Source organism: Daejeonella rubra, from assembly GCF_900103545.1.
Classification (GTDB): domain Bacteria; phylum Bacteroidota; class Bacteroidia; order Sphingobacteriales; family Sphingobacteriaceae; genus Daejeonella; species Daejeonella rubra.
In genome coordinates this window covers 17331-33995 of record NZ_FNHH01000024.1, presented here as the reverse complement: position 1 = coordinate 33995, position 16665 = coordinate 17331, and the positions used below count along the sequence as shown (strand labels likewise).

The 16665-nt window shown below is 39.9% G+C and carries 12 protein-coding genes; 9 read left to right on the top strand and 3 right to left on the bottom strand.

From position 1 onward, the window contains the following. The first annotated feature begins 151 nt into the window (after positions 1-151). The 3 genes from BLR27_RS14285 (at position 152) to BLR27_RS14275 (ending at position 3422) form a co-directional block, all read left to right on the top strand. A complete protein-coding gene (locus BLR27_RS14285) occupies positions 152-1270 on the top strand; it encodes an AAA family ATPase (RefSeq protein ID WP_176767712.1) in 1119 nt (372 codons plus the stop codon). A gap of 85 nt (positions 1271-1355) precedes the next feature. After that, on the top strand, positions 1356-2468 hold the full coding sequence (locus tag BLR27_RS14280) for a hypothetical protein (protein WP_090705985.1): 1113 nt from the start codon (positions 1356-1358) through the stop codon (positions 2466-2468). Positions 2469-2516: 48 nt separating this feature from the next. Then, positions 2517-3422: a helix-turn-helix transcriptional regulator gene (locus tag BLR27_RS14275; RefSeq protein WP_090705983.1), complete on the top strand. Its 906-nt coding sequence runs from the start codon at positions 2517-2519 to the stop codon at positions 3420-3422. Between the two features lie 216 nt (positions 3423-3638). On the opposite strand, the gene uvrA is transcribed toward BLR27_RS14275, so the two are convergent. Continuing rightward, positions 3639-6494 carry an excinuclease ABC subunit UvrA gene (uvrA, locus tag BLR27_RS14270; RefSeq protein ID WP_090705981.1) on the bottom strand — a complete coding sequence of 952 codons (2856 nt, stop codon included), beginning with the start codon at positions 6492-6494 and terminating at the stop codon, positions 3639-3641. 209 nt (positions 6495-6703) lie between these two features. After that, positions 6704-7525 carry a lytic transglycosylase domain-containing protein gene (locus tag BLR27_RS14265; RefSeq protein WP_090706041.1) on the bottom strand — a complete coding sequence of 274 codons (822 nt, stop codon included), beginning with the start codon at positions 7523-7525 and terminating at the stop codon, positions 6704-6706. Between the two features lie 216 nt (positions 7526-7741). Here BLR27_RS14265 and BLR27_RS14260 point away from each other — a divergent pair, with 216 nt between their 5' ends. The 3 genes from BLR27_RS14260 (at position 7742) to BLR27_RS14245 (ending at position 11780) form a co-directional block, all read left to right on the top strand. Beyond that, complete coding sequence (locus tag BLR27_RS14260; protein ID WP_090705979.1) at positions 7742-9220, top strand: pseudouridine synthase; 1479 nt, start codon at positions 7742-7744, stop codon at positions 9218-9220. Positions 9221-9269: 49 nt separating this feature from the next. Beyond that, on the top strand, positions 9270-10037 hold the full coding sequence (locus BLR27_RS14255) for a TatD family hydrolase (RefSeq protein ID WP_090705977.1): 768 nt from the start codon (positions 9270-9272) through the stop codon (positions 10035-10037). A gap of 723 nt (positions 10038-10760) precedes the next feature. Beyond that, complete coding sequence (locus tag BLR27_RS14245; protein WP_090705974.1) at positions 10761-11780, top strand: asparaginase; 1020 nt, start codon at positions 10761-10763, stop codon at positions 11778-11780. 116 nt (positions 11781-11896) lie between these two features. Here BLR27_RS14245 and BLR27_RS14240 read toward each other — a convergent pair whose 3' ends face one another. Further along, positions 11897-12148, bottom strand: a complete 252-nt coding sequence (locus BLR27_RS14240; protein ID WP_143007753.1) for a hypothetical protein — start codon at positions 12146-12148, stop codon at positions 11897-11899. A gap of 502 nt (positions 12149-12650) precedes the next feature. On the opposite strand from BLR27_RS14240, the gene BLR27_RS14235 reads away from it, so the two are divergent. The 3 genes from BLR27_RS14235 to eno are packed head-to-tail and all read left to right on the top strand — an operon-like array spanning position 12651 to position 16647. Then, a complete protein-coding gene (locus BLR27_RS14235; protein WP_407641188.1) occupies positions 12651-14306 on the top strand; it encodes a sodium/sugar symporter in 1656 nt (551 codons plus the stop codon). An 8-nt stretch (positions 14307-14314) separates the two neighbouring features. Further along, on the top strand, positions 14315-15298 hold the full coding sequence (locus tag BLR27_RS14230) for a phosphotransferase family protein (RefSeq protein WP_090705970.1): 984 nt from the start codon (positions 14315-14317) through the stop codon (positions 15296-15298). Between the two features lie 56 nt (positions 15299-15354). After that, positions 15355-16647 (top strand): phosphopyruvate hydratase, encoded by a 1293-nt coding sequence (gene eno, locus BLR27_RS14225; RefSeq protein ID WP_090705967.1) that lies wholly within the window; start codon positions 15355-15357, stop codon positions 16645-16647. Positions 16648-16665 lie beyond the last annotated feature (18 nt).

Below are 16665 nucleotides of genomic sequence, written 5' to 3'. Positions count from 1 at the left end.
GGTGGAAGGATTAGTGATAGTAGCAATAGCGAAGAAATAATAATTATCTAAAGACACTAAAAGTTGCAAAACATAATCTATCTTAAATAATTTTACTACGCCATATTTTGACTTAGTCTACATCTACCTTCGTATGATTAAAGAAAAAAATATGGAAATAAATCTAAATCAGGGACAGGATCAGGCATTTAATCTGGACAAAACAACAGTGAAAATGGATCTCGCTCATGTATTTGACCCCAGGGTAGGATCTTATAATGAATTCACTATGTTCATAGGGCATTTCAATCGCATACCGAACATAATCTTGGAGGGAGGGATAGATTGTAAAAGATCAATAAAATGGTTCGCAGACACATATAAAGATGAAATAGTGGAAAGCTATTTTAATAAAAGAACGTGGGATAATAATATTAAAGAGTCTAAGGCCGATGATATGATATACTTTTTGTATGAAGATTTACTGGTATATTTTGATTCTAATAATTTATCTGTCAGATTTCTTTTTAAACAAACAGAGATATCAAAGGTTGAAGCGCTTGTTATGAAGGTCAAAAAATTCAGAAGGGCAAAAGCAGGACCTGAAATTTCACTGCTCGTTAATTCGCATGGACGAATTGATACCAAGGAATTGGAAATATCGAAACCTAAATTGAATATCAGGGATAATTACAATGATGATTTCATGGAAATACATCAGACCATTTTAAAAAGGCTTTCTAAGAAAAAGGATAAGGGATTAATTCTATTACACGGAAAGCCGGGTACAGGTAAGACTTCATACATCCGTTATCTTATAGGATCAGTAAAAAAGAGTGTTATTTTTCTTCCTCCCAATATGGCGGCGGTTATTGCAGATCCAAACCTGATCTCTGTCCTGATAGAAAATCCGGATTCCATATTTGTTATTGAAGATGCTGAGAATATTATCGTGGACCGGGAGAAAGACGGAAATTCTCCGGTTTCAACCTTGCTTAATATCTCTGATGGACTACTTTCCGATTGCCTGAACATTCAGATCATTTGCTCATTTAATACCGATATTTCTAAGGTGGATAGTGCCTTATTAAGGAAGGGCAGACTGATCGCTAAGTACGAGTTCAAAGAACTGGAAGTAAATAAGGCGCAGGCACTTTCCAATAAACTGGGTTTTAAATCGGAGATTGATAGTCCGCAAACCCTTACGGCCATCTATAACCAGGAGGAAAAGGAGTTTAAGGAGTTAGTTAGACTGAGCTCTATTGGGTTTCGTGCAAATGTGCTTAATTAAAACCTCTATAAAATTAATGACACTCTCAACTAATATATCCTAACTTATATTATCTTAATATTTTAAATTTAAACCCAATCCAATCATGAATATTGATTTACTGAACGAGGTTAGCACTGAAGTTGCTAAATACTCTGACTATAATGAAAAGCTTAATAAATGGGCTGAATTAACCGTTGAATACTGCCATAATTTGAATATGGAGAAGAAAATTGACAGAGCTTTTTTTGCTTTTCAATCCATGCCCCAATATAACCCGGAGGTTCTTATTTTAGGCCTGAATCCAAGAGGAAAGGATAGTTATAAGGCTCAATACAGTAATGAAAAGTGGGGCTTGAAAGAAGCCGGAAGGATGACGCCAGAAGTATTTGTTCAGCAGAACCAATGGTATTACGGAGGTAGATACTGTCAGGAGGAGAAAAAAGAATGGAATATTTTAAAGAATCTGAAGAAAACTGTTGCAGTACATCCAGATCTCCAAGTTCTGTTTACTGTGGATAAGATTGTCTATATGAATATTTTATATTTCAACTCCGATGATTATAAAGAGTTTATAGCCAGTACCGGTAAACACTGGAAGGAAATATATGATACATGTGTTCAATTATCAAAATATTTAATTTTTGAAATAATTCAGCCAAAGCAAATACTGTGCTTAGGGATTGATAAGTGTTTTAAATCTTTTACATCCGGTTCAAAGTCGGAAGTACTAATTGCCGGAGATTTACAAAAGACTGAAATAAATAATATCCCTGTTTATGGTATGACCCATCCTTCTGCTTGGAAAATAACGGATGACAGAAGAAAAACTATAGGACTGGCTTTATATTCCGACTGGTTTAGCAAACCCCTTATGGCAAGTATGGGGGAAACAATTACGAAAATATTAAGGATACTTAAACAAATAGCAGACAGTAAGGACTTATTACTCCATATAGACAGAGATAAGTTAAGTGCAAGGTTTGGGGCTTTTAAATTTCAATCTCGTAATACTAAAGCCTTGTGTTTTGAATTTCAGAATTCATTTTACTCTGATTTGAGATATGGATTATTTCAAAATAAATGGTTAGAAACAGCTAAAAAATCTGATTCCCCGTACAATAACTGGATCAACCTATTTGAAAGCTTTAATGAACCTGACTTTCAGGATTATTTTGAGCGCATCGTTGAAAGATATAAAGATGAACTAAGCCGGTAGTTTGACCCGCAAAATGGTTTTAATGAACAGGTTCTTATTATATTTCTGATGTCTAAAAGAGAAACTTTATTGCGCTATAGTGCTATTATCCGTTGTCTTCGTTCCTCGGCTGCAAGCTTGAAGGAAATAAAGGCATACCTGGAGAATGAGTCTAATATTCAGGGTTATGATCTGAATATCTCAGCCCGTACTTTTCAGCGTGACCTTGATGATATTTATTCCCTCTATCAGATTGAAATAGAATATGATTATTCACGGAAGAAATATCTGATCCGAATTGCTGAGAATGGAGGATTTAATGAGCGTACTCTAGAAGCATTTGAAACATTAAGTGCATTAACAGTCAGCCGTGATGTTTCGAAGTACATTGATTTTGAGAAACGTAAATCCATCGGATTGGAGAATTTTCACGGATTACTTCACGCAATAAAAAACCGGCTGCAGCTAAATTTTGATTATCAGTCTTTTGAGCAGGATAAGCCTCATTTAAGAAAAACCAATCCATTTTTGTTAAAGGAGTTTAGGGGTCGCTGGTACCTGATTGCCAAGAACTTATCAGATGGCATGATCAAAACCTATGCTTTAGACAGGCTCAGCAATCCCGAAATCACTAAAAAGAAGTTTAGAATCCCTGTCGAGTTTAACCCACGAGATATATTTAAGGATAGTTTTGGGATTATCAGTTCAGTTGTCGGTTCTATCCCTGAAAAAGTTGTTCTGTCCATCAGGCCGGACCAGGGTAAATATCTCAAAACCCTGCCATTGCATCATAGCCAGAAGATTATCATTGATAATGAAACAGAACTGCGCATTCAATTAAAGGTTTACATTGCATTTGATCTGGTAAAGGAATTGCTTTCATTCGGTGATGCTATGAAAGTAATTGAGCCTCAGTCATTAATTGAGGAGCTGAAGGAAGGGCATAAGTGTGCTTTTGAGCAATATTCTTTTTGAAAGACATTTCAATCCCTCAGATTTTTGGACAGAACTGGATAATTGTTTGACAGCCCTGAACAGCAATAGGAGCCACCTGAGATAATTTAGAATAAAAAGGTTATTTGACTTTCATAAAAATTAATATTAATGCCTGCTTCAACTCGGGACAGATGACAATCGGTTGGGGATTTCTCCACGCATAATGATTTCAGTTCAGCCTGTTGATAAAACAAACTATTTACTTACCCCAACACCCATCTCCGCAGCCAAAAACCTCCCCGTATGGCTATCCTTAACCTTTATAAGGTCTTCCGGTGTGCCTTCAAACAGGATCTGACCACCACCTGAACCGCCCTCCGGACCAAGATCGATCACCCAATCGGAAACTTTAACTACATCCAGGTTATGTTCGATAACAAGTATAGTATTTCCATGATCTACTAATCTGTTCAGTACACCCAAAAGCACATTGATATCTTCAAAATGGAGTCCTGTGGTTGGTTCATCAAGAATATAGAAGGTGTTTCCGGTATCTTTTTTAGAAAGTTCAGTCGCCAGTTTAACCCGTTGTGCCTCGCCTCCTGATAAAGTAGTGGATGATTGTCCCAGGCGAATATATCCAAGGCCGACTTCCTGCAATGTTTTGATCTTACGGTAAATAGCTGGTATAGGTTCAAAGAAAGCCACGGCCTCTTCGATGCTCATATCTAACACATCGCTGATCGATTTACCACGGTAGCGAACTTCCAATGTTTCCCTGTTATAGCGCTTTCCGCTGCATTCTTCACATGGAACCTGTACATCAGGCAGGAAATTCATTTCTATGAGTTTCATTCCGGCACCCTGGCAAGTTTCGCAACGTCCACCCTTTACATTGAAAGAGAATCGTCCCGGTTTATAACCTCTGATCTTTGCTTCAGGAAGCATAACATAGAGGTTTCTGATGTCTGAAAAAACTCCGGTATATGTAGATGGATTAGATCTTGGAGTACGTCCGATAGGAGTCTGGTCAATTTCTATAACTTTGTCGATATGTTCAAGTCCCTCAATTTTTTTATAGGGCATTGGCTTTTTCTTAGCCCTGAAAAAGTGATGGTTAAGAATAGGGTAGAGCGTTTCAGCGATCAGAGTGGATTTACCACTTCCTGAAACTCCGCTCACACAGATCAGTTTTCCCAATGGAAATTCAACAGAAACATCCCTGAGGTTATTCCCGGTTGCATTTTTAAGAATCAGTGATTTTCCGTTACCTTTTCTCCTTTCTGCAGGTATAGCGATCTCTTTCCTTCCGCTGATATAGTCGTTGGTTAATGTATTAGCTTTAGAAAACTCTTCAGGAGTTCCCTGCCCAACTACTTCACCACCATGTTCACCTGCAGCCGGACCCATGTCGATCACATGATCGGCATTCATGATCATGTCTTTATCATGCTCCACAACGAGTACCGTATTTCCGATATCACGCAGGTTTTTCAAGGCAGATATCAATCGGGCATTATCCCTTTGATGCAGTCCGATGCTTGGTTCATCCAGGATATAAAGCACGTTTACTAATTGCGATCCGATCTGTGTTGCCAATCGGATACGTTGTGCCTCACCGCCCGATAATGTTTTGGCAGTACGGTCCAGGGTCAGGTAGTTCAATCCCACATCCAGCAGGAAACCAATTCTGGAACGTATTTCCTTTAATATTTCTCTTGCAATGGTATTTTGCCTCTCTGTTAAACGGCTTTCCAGTCCCTCGAACCACTTGCTCAGCGTGGAAATATCCATACAGGCAAGCTCATAAATGTTTTTCTCGTCAACCTTAATGTGAAGTGATTCCTTTTTGAGGCGTGCACCAAAACATTCCGGACAGGTTTTCAGTACCCGGAAGTTCTCCAGGTCTTCCCCAACATCATCACCACGACGCTCAGTCTGTTCTTCCAGCATCTTAATGATACCGTCAAAGGAGATCTGATAGTTCTGTACATTCCATTTATTGTACTCTACCGGAACGCTGATGATATCTTCCGATCCATTTAAAATTATCTCGATAAGTTCTTCAGGAATTTTTTCGATCGGAGTGGAGAGCGAGAAATTGTATTTTTTGGCAAGTGCTTTCAGGATCTGGAAAACCCATGTTTCACGGTATTCACCTAGCGGGGCCAGACCACCCTGCATAATGCTGAGCTTTGGGTTCGGGATAACCGAATGGCGGTCCACCTCAAATATATATCCCAGTCCGCTGCATCGTTCACAAGCACCATAAGGTGAATTGAATGAGAATGTATTCGGCTGAGGCTCATCGTAGGATATCCCGGAAATAGGATCCATCAGATATTTACTATAGAAAAATTCTTTGTTCTCTTTATCGCTGATCTTGATAATACCTTTTGAAACCTTCAATGCCGACTGGATAGAATCGTACAGCCGCTTTTTATCTGCTTCAGCTACCAGTAAGCGATCGATGACCATCTCAATATCATGGATCTTATAGCGGTCGAGCTGCATTTTAGGAGAGAGGTCTAAAATGTCTCCGTCGACCCTAACCTTTAAATAACCCTGCTTGCGGATCTGTTCAAATAATTCTCGGTAATGTCCTTTACGCCCTTTTACTACCGGAGCCAATATGTTTACTGCCTGTCCTTCAAATTTTTCGAGAATGCTTTTCAGGATCTGATCCTCGGTCATGCGTTCCATTTTTTGGCCGCTGACATAGGAATAAGCTTCCCCTGTACGTGCATAAAGCAGGCGCATGAAATCATAGATCTCAGTAATTGTGCCGACTGTTGAACGAGGATTTTTGCTGGTTGTTTTTTGTTCAATAGCGATCACCGGACTTAAGCCGGAGATTTTATCTACATCAGGACGTTCCATTCCTCCCAAAAACTGACGGGAATAGGCGCTGAAAGTCTCCATATACCTGCGCTGTCCTTCAGCGTATATGGTGTCGAATGCCAGTGATGATTTCCCGCTTCCACTCAGGCCGGTTATAACAACCAGCTTATTTCGTGGGAAGGAAACATCTATATTTTTTAAATTATGAACCCTGGCACCAAATACTTCTACTTCACTTTGCTCGCCAAGATCGGGGTTAGATTTATTCATAAATTGAATACTCGCTCTGAATTTTTGCAAAGATGCGATTTTTTCAGGTAGGGATTATTTTTTCAGGGTCACAAATAATGGGAATTCGCTGTGGATTAGAGATATGGGGACGAGATTTTTTAGGTGGTGCGGATTATTTCGCAAGCCTATACTGTATTAAACAGAAAAGGGCTGAATTTCTTCAGCCCTCTCTGTCCAGTTTATAATTGTTAGTTTCTTAAAATTTGCGGCGATTTTAAAGTTTTCTTTGCTTCAAACGGAAAATTTTCCTCGTCTGAATTAGCATTTTTTGCCAAAAGCCTGCTCACCCGGCTGGTATAACCATGGCGGGTTGGATTTTCGATGATCTCTTTCATGGAGATCAGTTTATACACATAAGATGCCGTTTCCCTGTTCAGCTTCATTTTGAAATAATTGTCCTGATTTTGCTTGTTGATCTGCCTCTTGAGGCTTCCCTCGCCAATATTATAGGCAGCTGCAGCTAATGTCCAGCTTCCAAACTCACGATACAAAGACTTTAAATATTTTGCGGCGGCAACTGTTGATCTTTTCATGTTCTGGCGTTCATCCATCTCAGAATTAACGCGCAATCCGAAATCACGGGCTGTTTGCGGCATAAATTGCCAGTAACCGGATGCTCCCTTTGGTGAAGTGCCTGATTTAAGTCCGCTTTCTACCAATGGCATATATTTAAAGTCGGCAGGAACTCCATATTTTTTCAATATCGGTTCAATCACCGGAAACCATTTTTCTGCTTGTTTGTGAAGTTTTGAAGTCTGTAGCTTCTGGTATGAATGAGCACGAAGTGAAGCATTCATTCTGGTCTTGATCCTCTGGTCGCCAAGGGGTAGACTCTCATCTGCGAATCTTAGTGTATTAAAGTATGGTTCGACAGTAATTTCGCTTTTTTGGGGGACTAAGCTGATATTTAAGAACGTATCAAAATCAGCTGGTGTACTAAAAATAAACAACTTGGCGGTCAACAGCAAGCCCAACATCCCCGAACACGTTATTATGTGTTTCCTTATCATTTTAACCTCTCTTTTTAATTCCAAACAGTAAAATTTTGACAAAGATATAAATATATATCTAATTATCAAATAGTTATGAAATGGCCCTTGTAAATGGGCCTGGTTTATTATAAATTTCCGGATTATATTTTCCGGCGTATTTCTCGATTTATCAGCTCTCTTTCGGTATTTTTGATTAGATTTGTGGTCCTCTTTTAAAGAGATAAAAAGTTTATCATGCCATTCAAAAACAAAAGGAACAGTCGGGACGACAAATCCGAAAAATCAAAACGTACTTCTGGTTCGTCTGCAAAAAGTAATTCTTTTAAAACAGACAGAACTGAAAGTACAAACAACACAAAAAAGAAATTGTTTTCGGATGATTCAAAAAGACCGTTTAAAACCGGTTTTAAGAAGACAGACGATAAGCCAGGATCAAGTTTCTCTTCTGAGAAAAGAAGTCCGAAAAGCTTTGGCCGATCTGGTGGAGCTGAAGATAAGCCCTCAGGAGAACGTTCATTTAACAGAAAGCCACAGGGTGATAGACCATACGGCGACAGACCTCAAAGTGACAGGCCTCAAAGTGGCAAACCATACGGTAACAGACCTTCAGGAGAGAAGAGGCCATTTGGCGACAGACCTCAGAGCGACAAACCATACGGTAACAGACCTTCAGGTGAGAAAAGACCATTTGGCGACAGACCTCAGGGTGACAGACCTTATGGTAACAGACCATCAGGAGAGAAGAGACCATTTGGCGACAGACCTCAAAGTGACAGACCACAGGGCGATAAACCATTCGCAGCCCGCGAAAATAAATACTCAGATAAAAATGCTCCGGCTAAGCGATTCAATGACAAGCCATTCAAATCAAGGGTAAAAGAAGAATATTCTTCATCTGATCGTCCGAAATTAAGATCGGAAGATAATAAATGGAGTTCCGAAGAGCGTTTTGTAAATAAACGCAGTAAAAAGCCGGCTCCTCTTAAGGAAGATGACGGCCTGATTCGCTTAAACCGTTTCATTGCAAATGCAGGGATCTGCTCCAGGCGTAAAGCTGATGAGCTGATAGCGGCAGGTGTAGTTTCTGTAAATGGTGAACCTGTAACAGAGCTTGGTTTTAAGGTAGACCCTGCTAAAGATTCAGTTCGCTATAATGGTGAGGCACTTAAGCGTGAAAAAAATGTTTACGTATTATTGAACAAGCCGAAAGATTATATCACTACAACCGACGATCCGCAGGAGCGTAAGACAGTGATGAGCCTTGTTGAAAAAGCGTCCCGTGAACGGATCTATCCTGTTGGACGATTGGATCGTAATACAACCGGTTTGCTTCTGATGACCAATGATGGGGACCTTGCTGAGAAATTATCTCATCCACGTAATAACATCACTAAACTTTATCAGGTTGAACTAAACAAGAGTTTATCCCAGGGTGATATGAATAAGATCGCATTTGGTGTTGAACTTGAAGACGGATTGATCAAACCTGATCAGGTAAGCTATGTAGCTGGCGGAAGTAAGAAAGAAGTTGGTATTCAGATCCATAGCGGAAAAAACAGAGTTGTACGCAGGATCTTCGAAAGCCTTGGTTATGAAGTTGTGAAACTTGACCGTGTGGTGTATTCACACCTGACAAAAAAGGATCTTCCGCGAGGAAGATGGAGATACCTTGAAGAAAAGGAAATTATTCAGCTTAAACACCTGATAAAATAAGATTACATGCCTTCAGCGAAACCTGAGGGCATTTTTGTTAATTTGCACCATGATCTTAACCGACACGCATACTCATTTATATTACGAAACAGATCCGGAGAAACTTTCTGATCTGATGCAAAGAAGCCTTGATAATAAGGTCAGCAGGTTGTTCCTTCCTAATGTAGATTCTGAATCAATGGCTTTAGTTTTTGGTCTCTCAGAACAGTATCCGGAGTATTGTTTTCCTATGCTGGGACTTCATCCCTGCGATGTGAAGGAAAACTTTAAAGAAGAGCTCTCCATAATCAACAAGGAAATTGCGCAAAGAAAGATCTATGCAATTGGTGAGATAGGTATTGATCTCCATTGGGATAAGACAACTTTAACTATACAACAGGAAGCTTTTCGTACCCAGATCGGATGGGCAAAGCAATTGGATCTGCCAATTGTGATACACTGCCGTGAAGCTTTTGATGAGATCTTTGAAATTCTCTGTGAATTGAAGGATGAAAAGCTAAGAGGAATATTTCATTGCTTTTCAGGTACTTTAGATCAAGCAGAAAAAGTAATTGGACTTGGATTTTACCTTGGCATTGGGGGAGTACTAACTTATAAGAATTCCGGATTGGATAAGGTTGTTCAGGATATTTCACTGGAGCATCTCGTTCTTGAAACTGATTCTCCGTATCTGACACCTGTTCCATTTCGTGGCAAGCCGAATGAAAGCAGTTATTTAATCTATGTTGCACAGAAACTGGCTGATTTGAAGCATGTTAGTTTGGATGAGATAGCGGAAGTTACTACCAGGAATTCAAGATTAGTGTTTGGGGTTTAGATTTCCTGGTTGGTGTTTCCCACCAACCACCTATGATGTTTCGCCCGCTCATAGCCGCGGGGCCTAGTCCTTTTTCTGTAGGAAAAAAGTACCAAAATCCCACCGCTGCGCCTGATGCTATGAAAGGCAGTGGTTTGGCTAGTTGTGTGCGTGCCGCACCAGCCAAGGCGGAAGAACGGTTATTAAAGTTCGGTGCTAGCGTGTCGGATAAAAATAATTGTGCTAAGCCTTGATAAACGTTTTGCGCGGCATTGGACAGGGCGGAAGATCCAATAGCATCTCATAAAGAAACTATCATAGCCCTGTACGCAGCTGTTGATGGATGAACATTCATAACTTGGAAATGATCATCTTAGTACCCTGTGTGATTTCGATTAATGAAAATTAATCCCAAATGAAGCAGAATACTCGAGCGGTGGGATGAAAGAACGGCGGGCCAGGTGTTTTGCCCTCGGCGATGGAAGCGAAGCCTGTCCCGATCTTCATTCGGGGTTCTTTCTTGATTTTTTGGATACTTTTTATCAAGAAAAAGTATCAAATTCTCTTTGCCACAGGCAAAAAACAAATTCTCTTCACAATAAGCTACCTCATCGCCTGAAACAAATATAAATTACCCCGTTAAGACCAGACAAAAATCAAAAAAACCAAATATTTCTTCATAAATAGCCTCATTTGAACACTTTTTATATCTTTACTATCCCTAACCAAAAATAAAAACATTCCATGACCAATGTTCTGATTATCTATACCGGAGGGACCATCGGTATGATTAATGATCCAAAATCGGGGGTACTTGTACCTTTCAATTTTGAGCAGATCACAGATCATGTTCCCGAGCTGAAAAGGCTGAAATACCAGTTTAAAGTTCATTCATTTGATCCATTGATCGATTCATCCAATATGAGCCCTGAGGTTTACAAGGAAATTGCTCAACTGATCAAAAAGGAATATAACAACTATGATGGTTTCGTAGTCTTGCATGGATCAGACACCATGTCTTACACTGCATCGGCTCTGAGTTTTATGATCGAAAATCTGGGTAAGCCTGTTATTTTTACAGGTTCACAGCTTCCTGTCAATGGGATCCGTACAGATGCCAAGGAAAATCTGATCACTGCTCTGGAGATTGCAGCAGAAAAACGTAAGGGAAAGACAATGGTCCCTGAAGTTTGCATCTATTTTGACTATAAACTTTTTAGAGCTAACCGATCATTCAAATATAATTCAGAAAAGTTTGAAGCTTTCAGATCTCCAAACTATCCAATACTTGCCGAGGCCGGTGTTTATTTGAAATTCAACAGAAATGTCATTTTGAAACCCAGTGGAGATCCGGTCAAATTTCATACTAAACTGGATAGTGCAATAGGAATTCTGAAATTATATCCGGGTATTAGTCCGGCAATTGTAAAAGCCGCTCTTTCAGCAGAATGTAAAGCCGTGATCATGGAGACATTCGGTTCGGGTAATACCTCTACTCAGAAATGGTTTCTTGATCTTTTAAGAGAAGCAATAAGCGGAGGTAAGCTGATCCTGAATATCTCCCAGTGCAAGGTTGGTACTGTGGAGCTTGGCCGTTACGAAACCAGCAGAGAACTCCTTGAAATGGGTGTGGTAAGTGGTTATGACATGACCTTTGAAGCAGCTGTTACAAAGCTGATGTACCTTTTGGGCAATGTAAGAAGCAATAAAAAAATTGCTGAGTACCTTGAAACAGACCTGCGCGGTGAGCTTACCGCCTATTAAAAATACTCGTAATTTTTAGAATACTTAACTGAAAAAAAACTCATCCCATAGCTTGCTGAAAATCTGTGGAATTGTTATCCTGATAATCATGGGCTGGATTTAGGGTACTTAATTATTTATTTTTCAAACCAAATTCTATTTCTAAGATTAGAACCCCAAAATGGAACCATTGCTTTGAACCCTTCTTTTATTGTAAAGCCCAGGTTTCTCATTCTGAAAATAAGCAGAAGAGGTATATAGACAATTATCCAAAGACTTATTACGAGGTTGAAATATTTGTCTCCATACATTTCATCTAAATAACCAATTAGAATACCGACAATAAAGGAGGGTATGATCAGTAATATCAGAAATTTTATACGATTCATAGCTGTGATTTTATAATTGTTATTAACAATACGCTGCACCTGAATAAATAATTTTGAAGCCTGCTTCTAGCAATACAAAATGAGCAGGAAGCTGCTAAACTACGTGTAAAATCTTTTTAAGATATGCTAATCCTAATTTCCGATTTTCATTTAGTTTATATCCAAATTACAATTATTTAAATGAAAATGAGTCTGCCTTATAAATTTATGATTATTGATAACCTCAAATTATTTTTAGCTAATCCATACCGCAATTAATTTAATAAAACTTCAATCCAATGCCCATTGGCATTAGATTGTGGCAGCTGTTTCAGAACTCCCTCCCGCAATCTTGCCTTTGCTCTGCACTACTTTAAAAGCTTGAATACCTGATTTTAGCTAGTATGAAAAAATCATTTTAGCAGGATTATGCAGGAAAAATACATTCCTTTTTTATCCCTGCTTCCTGATGTAAATTATTGCAAAATTTTTAATAGGTTTAGTAATTCAATCTATTAAGAGTATGCAAACTCCTGACTATATAGTCTTCTTTATTTATTTCATTATTGTAAGTACCTACGGATGGTATGTATACAAGAAAAAGAAGCATGAAGATTCCAAAGATTATTTTCTTGCGAAAGATTCGCTCACCTGGTGGGCCATTGGTGCATCATTGATCGCATCCAATATTTCGGCAGAGCAATTTATTGGGATGAGCGGCTCTGGATTTACTATGGGACTCGCTATTGCGGCTTATGAATGGCTTGCAGCAGTAACCCTGATCATTGTGGCTGTATTTTTCATTCCTATCTATCTCAAGAATAAGATCTATACGATGCCTCAGTTTTTAAAAACGAGGTATAATGATACAGTAGCGATGATCATGGCCGTATTTTGGCTGCTTTTATATGTAGTAGTCAATCTTACCTCCATACTCTTCCTTGGGGCTCTGGCAATCAGTAGTATCTCGGGACTTGATTTCGGCCTCTGTATGATCGCTCTGGCAGTATTTGCTGTGATCATTACCCTGGGGGGGATGAATGTGATCGGCTATACGGATGTGATTCAGGTTGTATTTCTGATTCTTGGCGGATTGGTCACTACCTACCTTGCACTGGACCTGGTTGCTGAACATTACGGATCATCCGGAGCACTTAACGGTTTCAATTTGATGACAGAGAATTCAGCGGATCATTTTAAGATGATCTTTAAGAAGGACGACCCTTATTATATGGATCTTCCGGGACTTGCTGTATTGGTTGGAGGTATGTGGATCGTAAACCTGAACTATTGGGGATGTAATCAGTATATCACTCAAAGGGCGCTTGGTGCAGATCTGCAAACAGCACGCAGTGGAATTCTCTTTGCTGCTTTCCTGAAATTATTGATGCCTGTAATTGTTGTTTTACCTGGAATTGCAGCCTTTGTTCTTTACAAAGAAGGGGTCTTTACTACTGAGATGACTTTGAATGGGGAAGTAGTAGGCGATCGTGCCTATCCGGTATTATTGAACCTCCTTCCTGTGGGATTAAAAGGACTGTCTTTCGCAGCCCTTACTGCCGCTGTTGTGGCTTCCCTGGCGGGTAAAGCAAATAGTATCGCCACAATTTTTACTCTTGATATTTATAAAAAGAAAATAAACCCTTCGGCAAGTGAAAATAAGCAGGTGCAGGTAGGACGCCTTGTAATTGTAATCTCCATGATCATGGCAGTAGCCATTGCCCCTTACCTTGGGATAGATAAAAAGGGTGGATTCCAGTACATTCAGGAATATACCGGCTTTGTTTCACCCGGTATTTTTGCCATGTTCCTGCTTGGATTCTTCTGGAAAAAGACCACTTCAAATGCGGCTTTGTTTGCAACGGTAGGTGGTTTTATTTTATCAGTATTGTTTAAGATCTCACCCAACTATATAGATCTGGAATTCCTTTACGCATCCGGTTATGCAATTCCGAATGCCGATGGAGTATATGAAATTCCATTCATTGACCGGATGGGTTTTGTATTCCTGATCTGTGTGGTTTTGATGTACTTTATCAGCATGTACGAAAATCGCAATGGAGTTACACCTAATGGTTTGGAGGTTGACAAGAGCATGTTCCGTCCTACAGCAGCATTTACAGTTGGAGCATTGCTGGTCATTGGCTTCGTTGCTGCTATGTACGGTATTTACTGGTAGTTTTTCTGATGACACTTGATACTATTGAAGAAGTAAAGAAATACCTGTTAGCAGAAGGACTGGTTAGTTCAGATGATGTTGTACAGGTGGAGTATCTGTCCGGCGGGGTATCCTGCCGGGTTTGGAAGATAGTCCGGAACAATGACCGCTGGGTGATTAAGCAGGCGCTTGAAAAATTGGATGTAAAAGTAGATTGGTTCTCTGATGTAGAACGCATTCACCGGGAGCATCATGTAATGAAGCAGATCGAACGTATCGTTCCTGATTCAAATGTTCCTAAGGTGCTGCATACAGATTATACCAATCATGTGTATATGATGACCTGCGCTGAAGAGGGTGTCGAAACCTGGAAGGATCTTTTGATCAGTGGTGTTTTTAATGTCAGCACTGCAAAGAGTGCAGCCTCTTTATTGAGCCAGATACATTCTCAGAGTTTTAAAATTGATGAAGAGCAGAAGGCCGAATTCAGCGACCAGAAATATTTCAACCAGCTTAGAATAGATCCTTTTCACCGCTTCCTGATTCAAAAGTATCCTGAACTTACTTCAGCTATCAATAAATTAATTGACGAGCTCACGTTGGAAAAGACCTGTTTGGTGCATGGTGATTTCTCTCCCAAGAATATGCTCGTTCAAAAGAATGGCGAAATTGTTCTGATCGATTTTGAGGTGGCGCACTGGGGAAACCCTGTTTTTGATCTGGCCTATTGTCTTGGACACCTCATGCTGAAAGCCTGGCATCTCAAGAAATATGAAGAGATTTTAAGTTTGATCAGGGCCTTTCTCGATTCGTACAGAGGGAAGGTTAGCAATCTTTTGCCTCATCTCGGACTGATGCTGCTGGCAAGAATGGATGGTAAATCACCGGTAAATTATATTCAGGATGAAGATCTGAAGCAAATCATCAGGATGGTAGCGATTAGCTGGATCAAAAATACAGCACCTGATACCCATGTCATGAATGCTATTGAGCAGCAATACAATTTGAACTAAAAATTATAATTAATTTAATAAAATGGATCTTTTTGGGTCCGGGAATAAAAAGCATCATGTCTAAAATTAAAGATCTAAGAGCGAGAGAAATATTTGATTCACGCGGTAACCCTACAGTTGAGGTTGATATCATTCTGGAATCCGGAATATCGGGCAGGATGATGGTTCCGTCAGGAGCTTCTACAGGGCAGTTTGAAGCGCTTGAATTAAGGGACGGCGGAACCCGTCATAGAGGAAAGGGAGTAATGAAGGCGGTTGAAAATGCCAATACCATCATCAGATCTGCTCTTATTGGTCAGGATATTGAGGATCAGGCACATCTGGATAATCTGATGAACAAAATAGATGGAACTGCAGAAAAGTCGAATCTTGGTGCCAATGCTATATTAGGGGCTTCTTTTGCATGCATCCACGCCGCAGCAAATGAGGCAGGTCTGCCCTTGTTCAGACATCTGGCTAAAAAATATCTTCCTGCAGGAGAAGAGCTTTCAATTCCTGTTCCCATGGTTAATATCATCAGTGGGGGATTGCATGCCGGTAAAAATATCGATCTGCAGGACTTCTTAATTATTCCAGTATCACCTACATCCTATCCGGAAGCGCTGGAAATGATCTACAACGTGTATTGGAAGACCAGGGAAGTCCTGATCAAAAAAGGACATAATGCCTACCTGCTTGCTGATGAAGGCGGTTTTGGTCCTCAGCTTTCATCGAATGAAGAAGCGCTCGAGGTTTTGTCGGAAGTCTTTCATCAATGCGGGTATAAACCTCATACAGATGTGGCCATTGCTTTGGATGTTGCTTCTTCTCATTTTTATGATGCAGAAAAAAATAATTACCGCCTGAATTCCGAAGACCGCTCCCTGAGCTCCGTGGAAATGATTGATATGCTGGAGAAATGGACTAAAGATCATCCTGTAATTTCCATCGAAGATGGTCTTGCTGAAAATGACTGGGAAGGATGGACATTATTGACCCAAAGGCTGGGTAAACATATTCAGCTGATTGGAGATGATCTGTTTACTACCAATCCGGCACGTTTACAAAAAGGATTTGATCTGAAGGCGGGCAATTCTATTCTTGTAAAAATGAATCAGATAGGCACGCTTACAGAAACCGTATTTACTCTGAACATGGCTAAGAATGCGGGCTTTAAGACAATTGTTTCTGCCAGATCCGGTGAAACGGAGGATGCGACACTGTCCGATCTTGCGGTTGGTCTGAATGGCGGACAAATAAAGATCGGCTCAGTAGCAGGATCTTCCAGACTTGCCAAGTATAATCAACTACTCAGGATCAACGAGCAACTTGGAGGAAAATATATGGGCAGTTCTGTTTTTGAGTTTTAAAACCTAAATAATTAATTC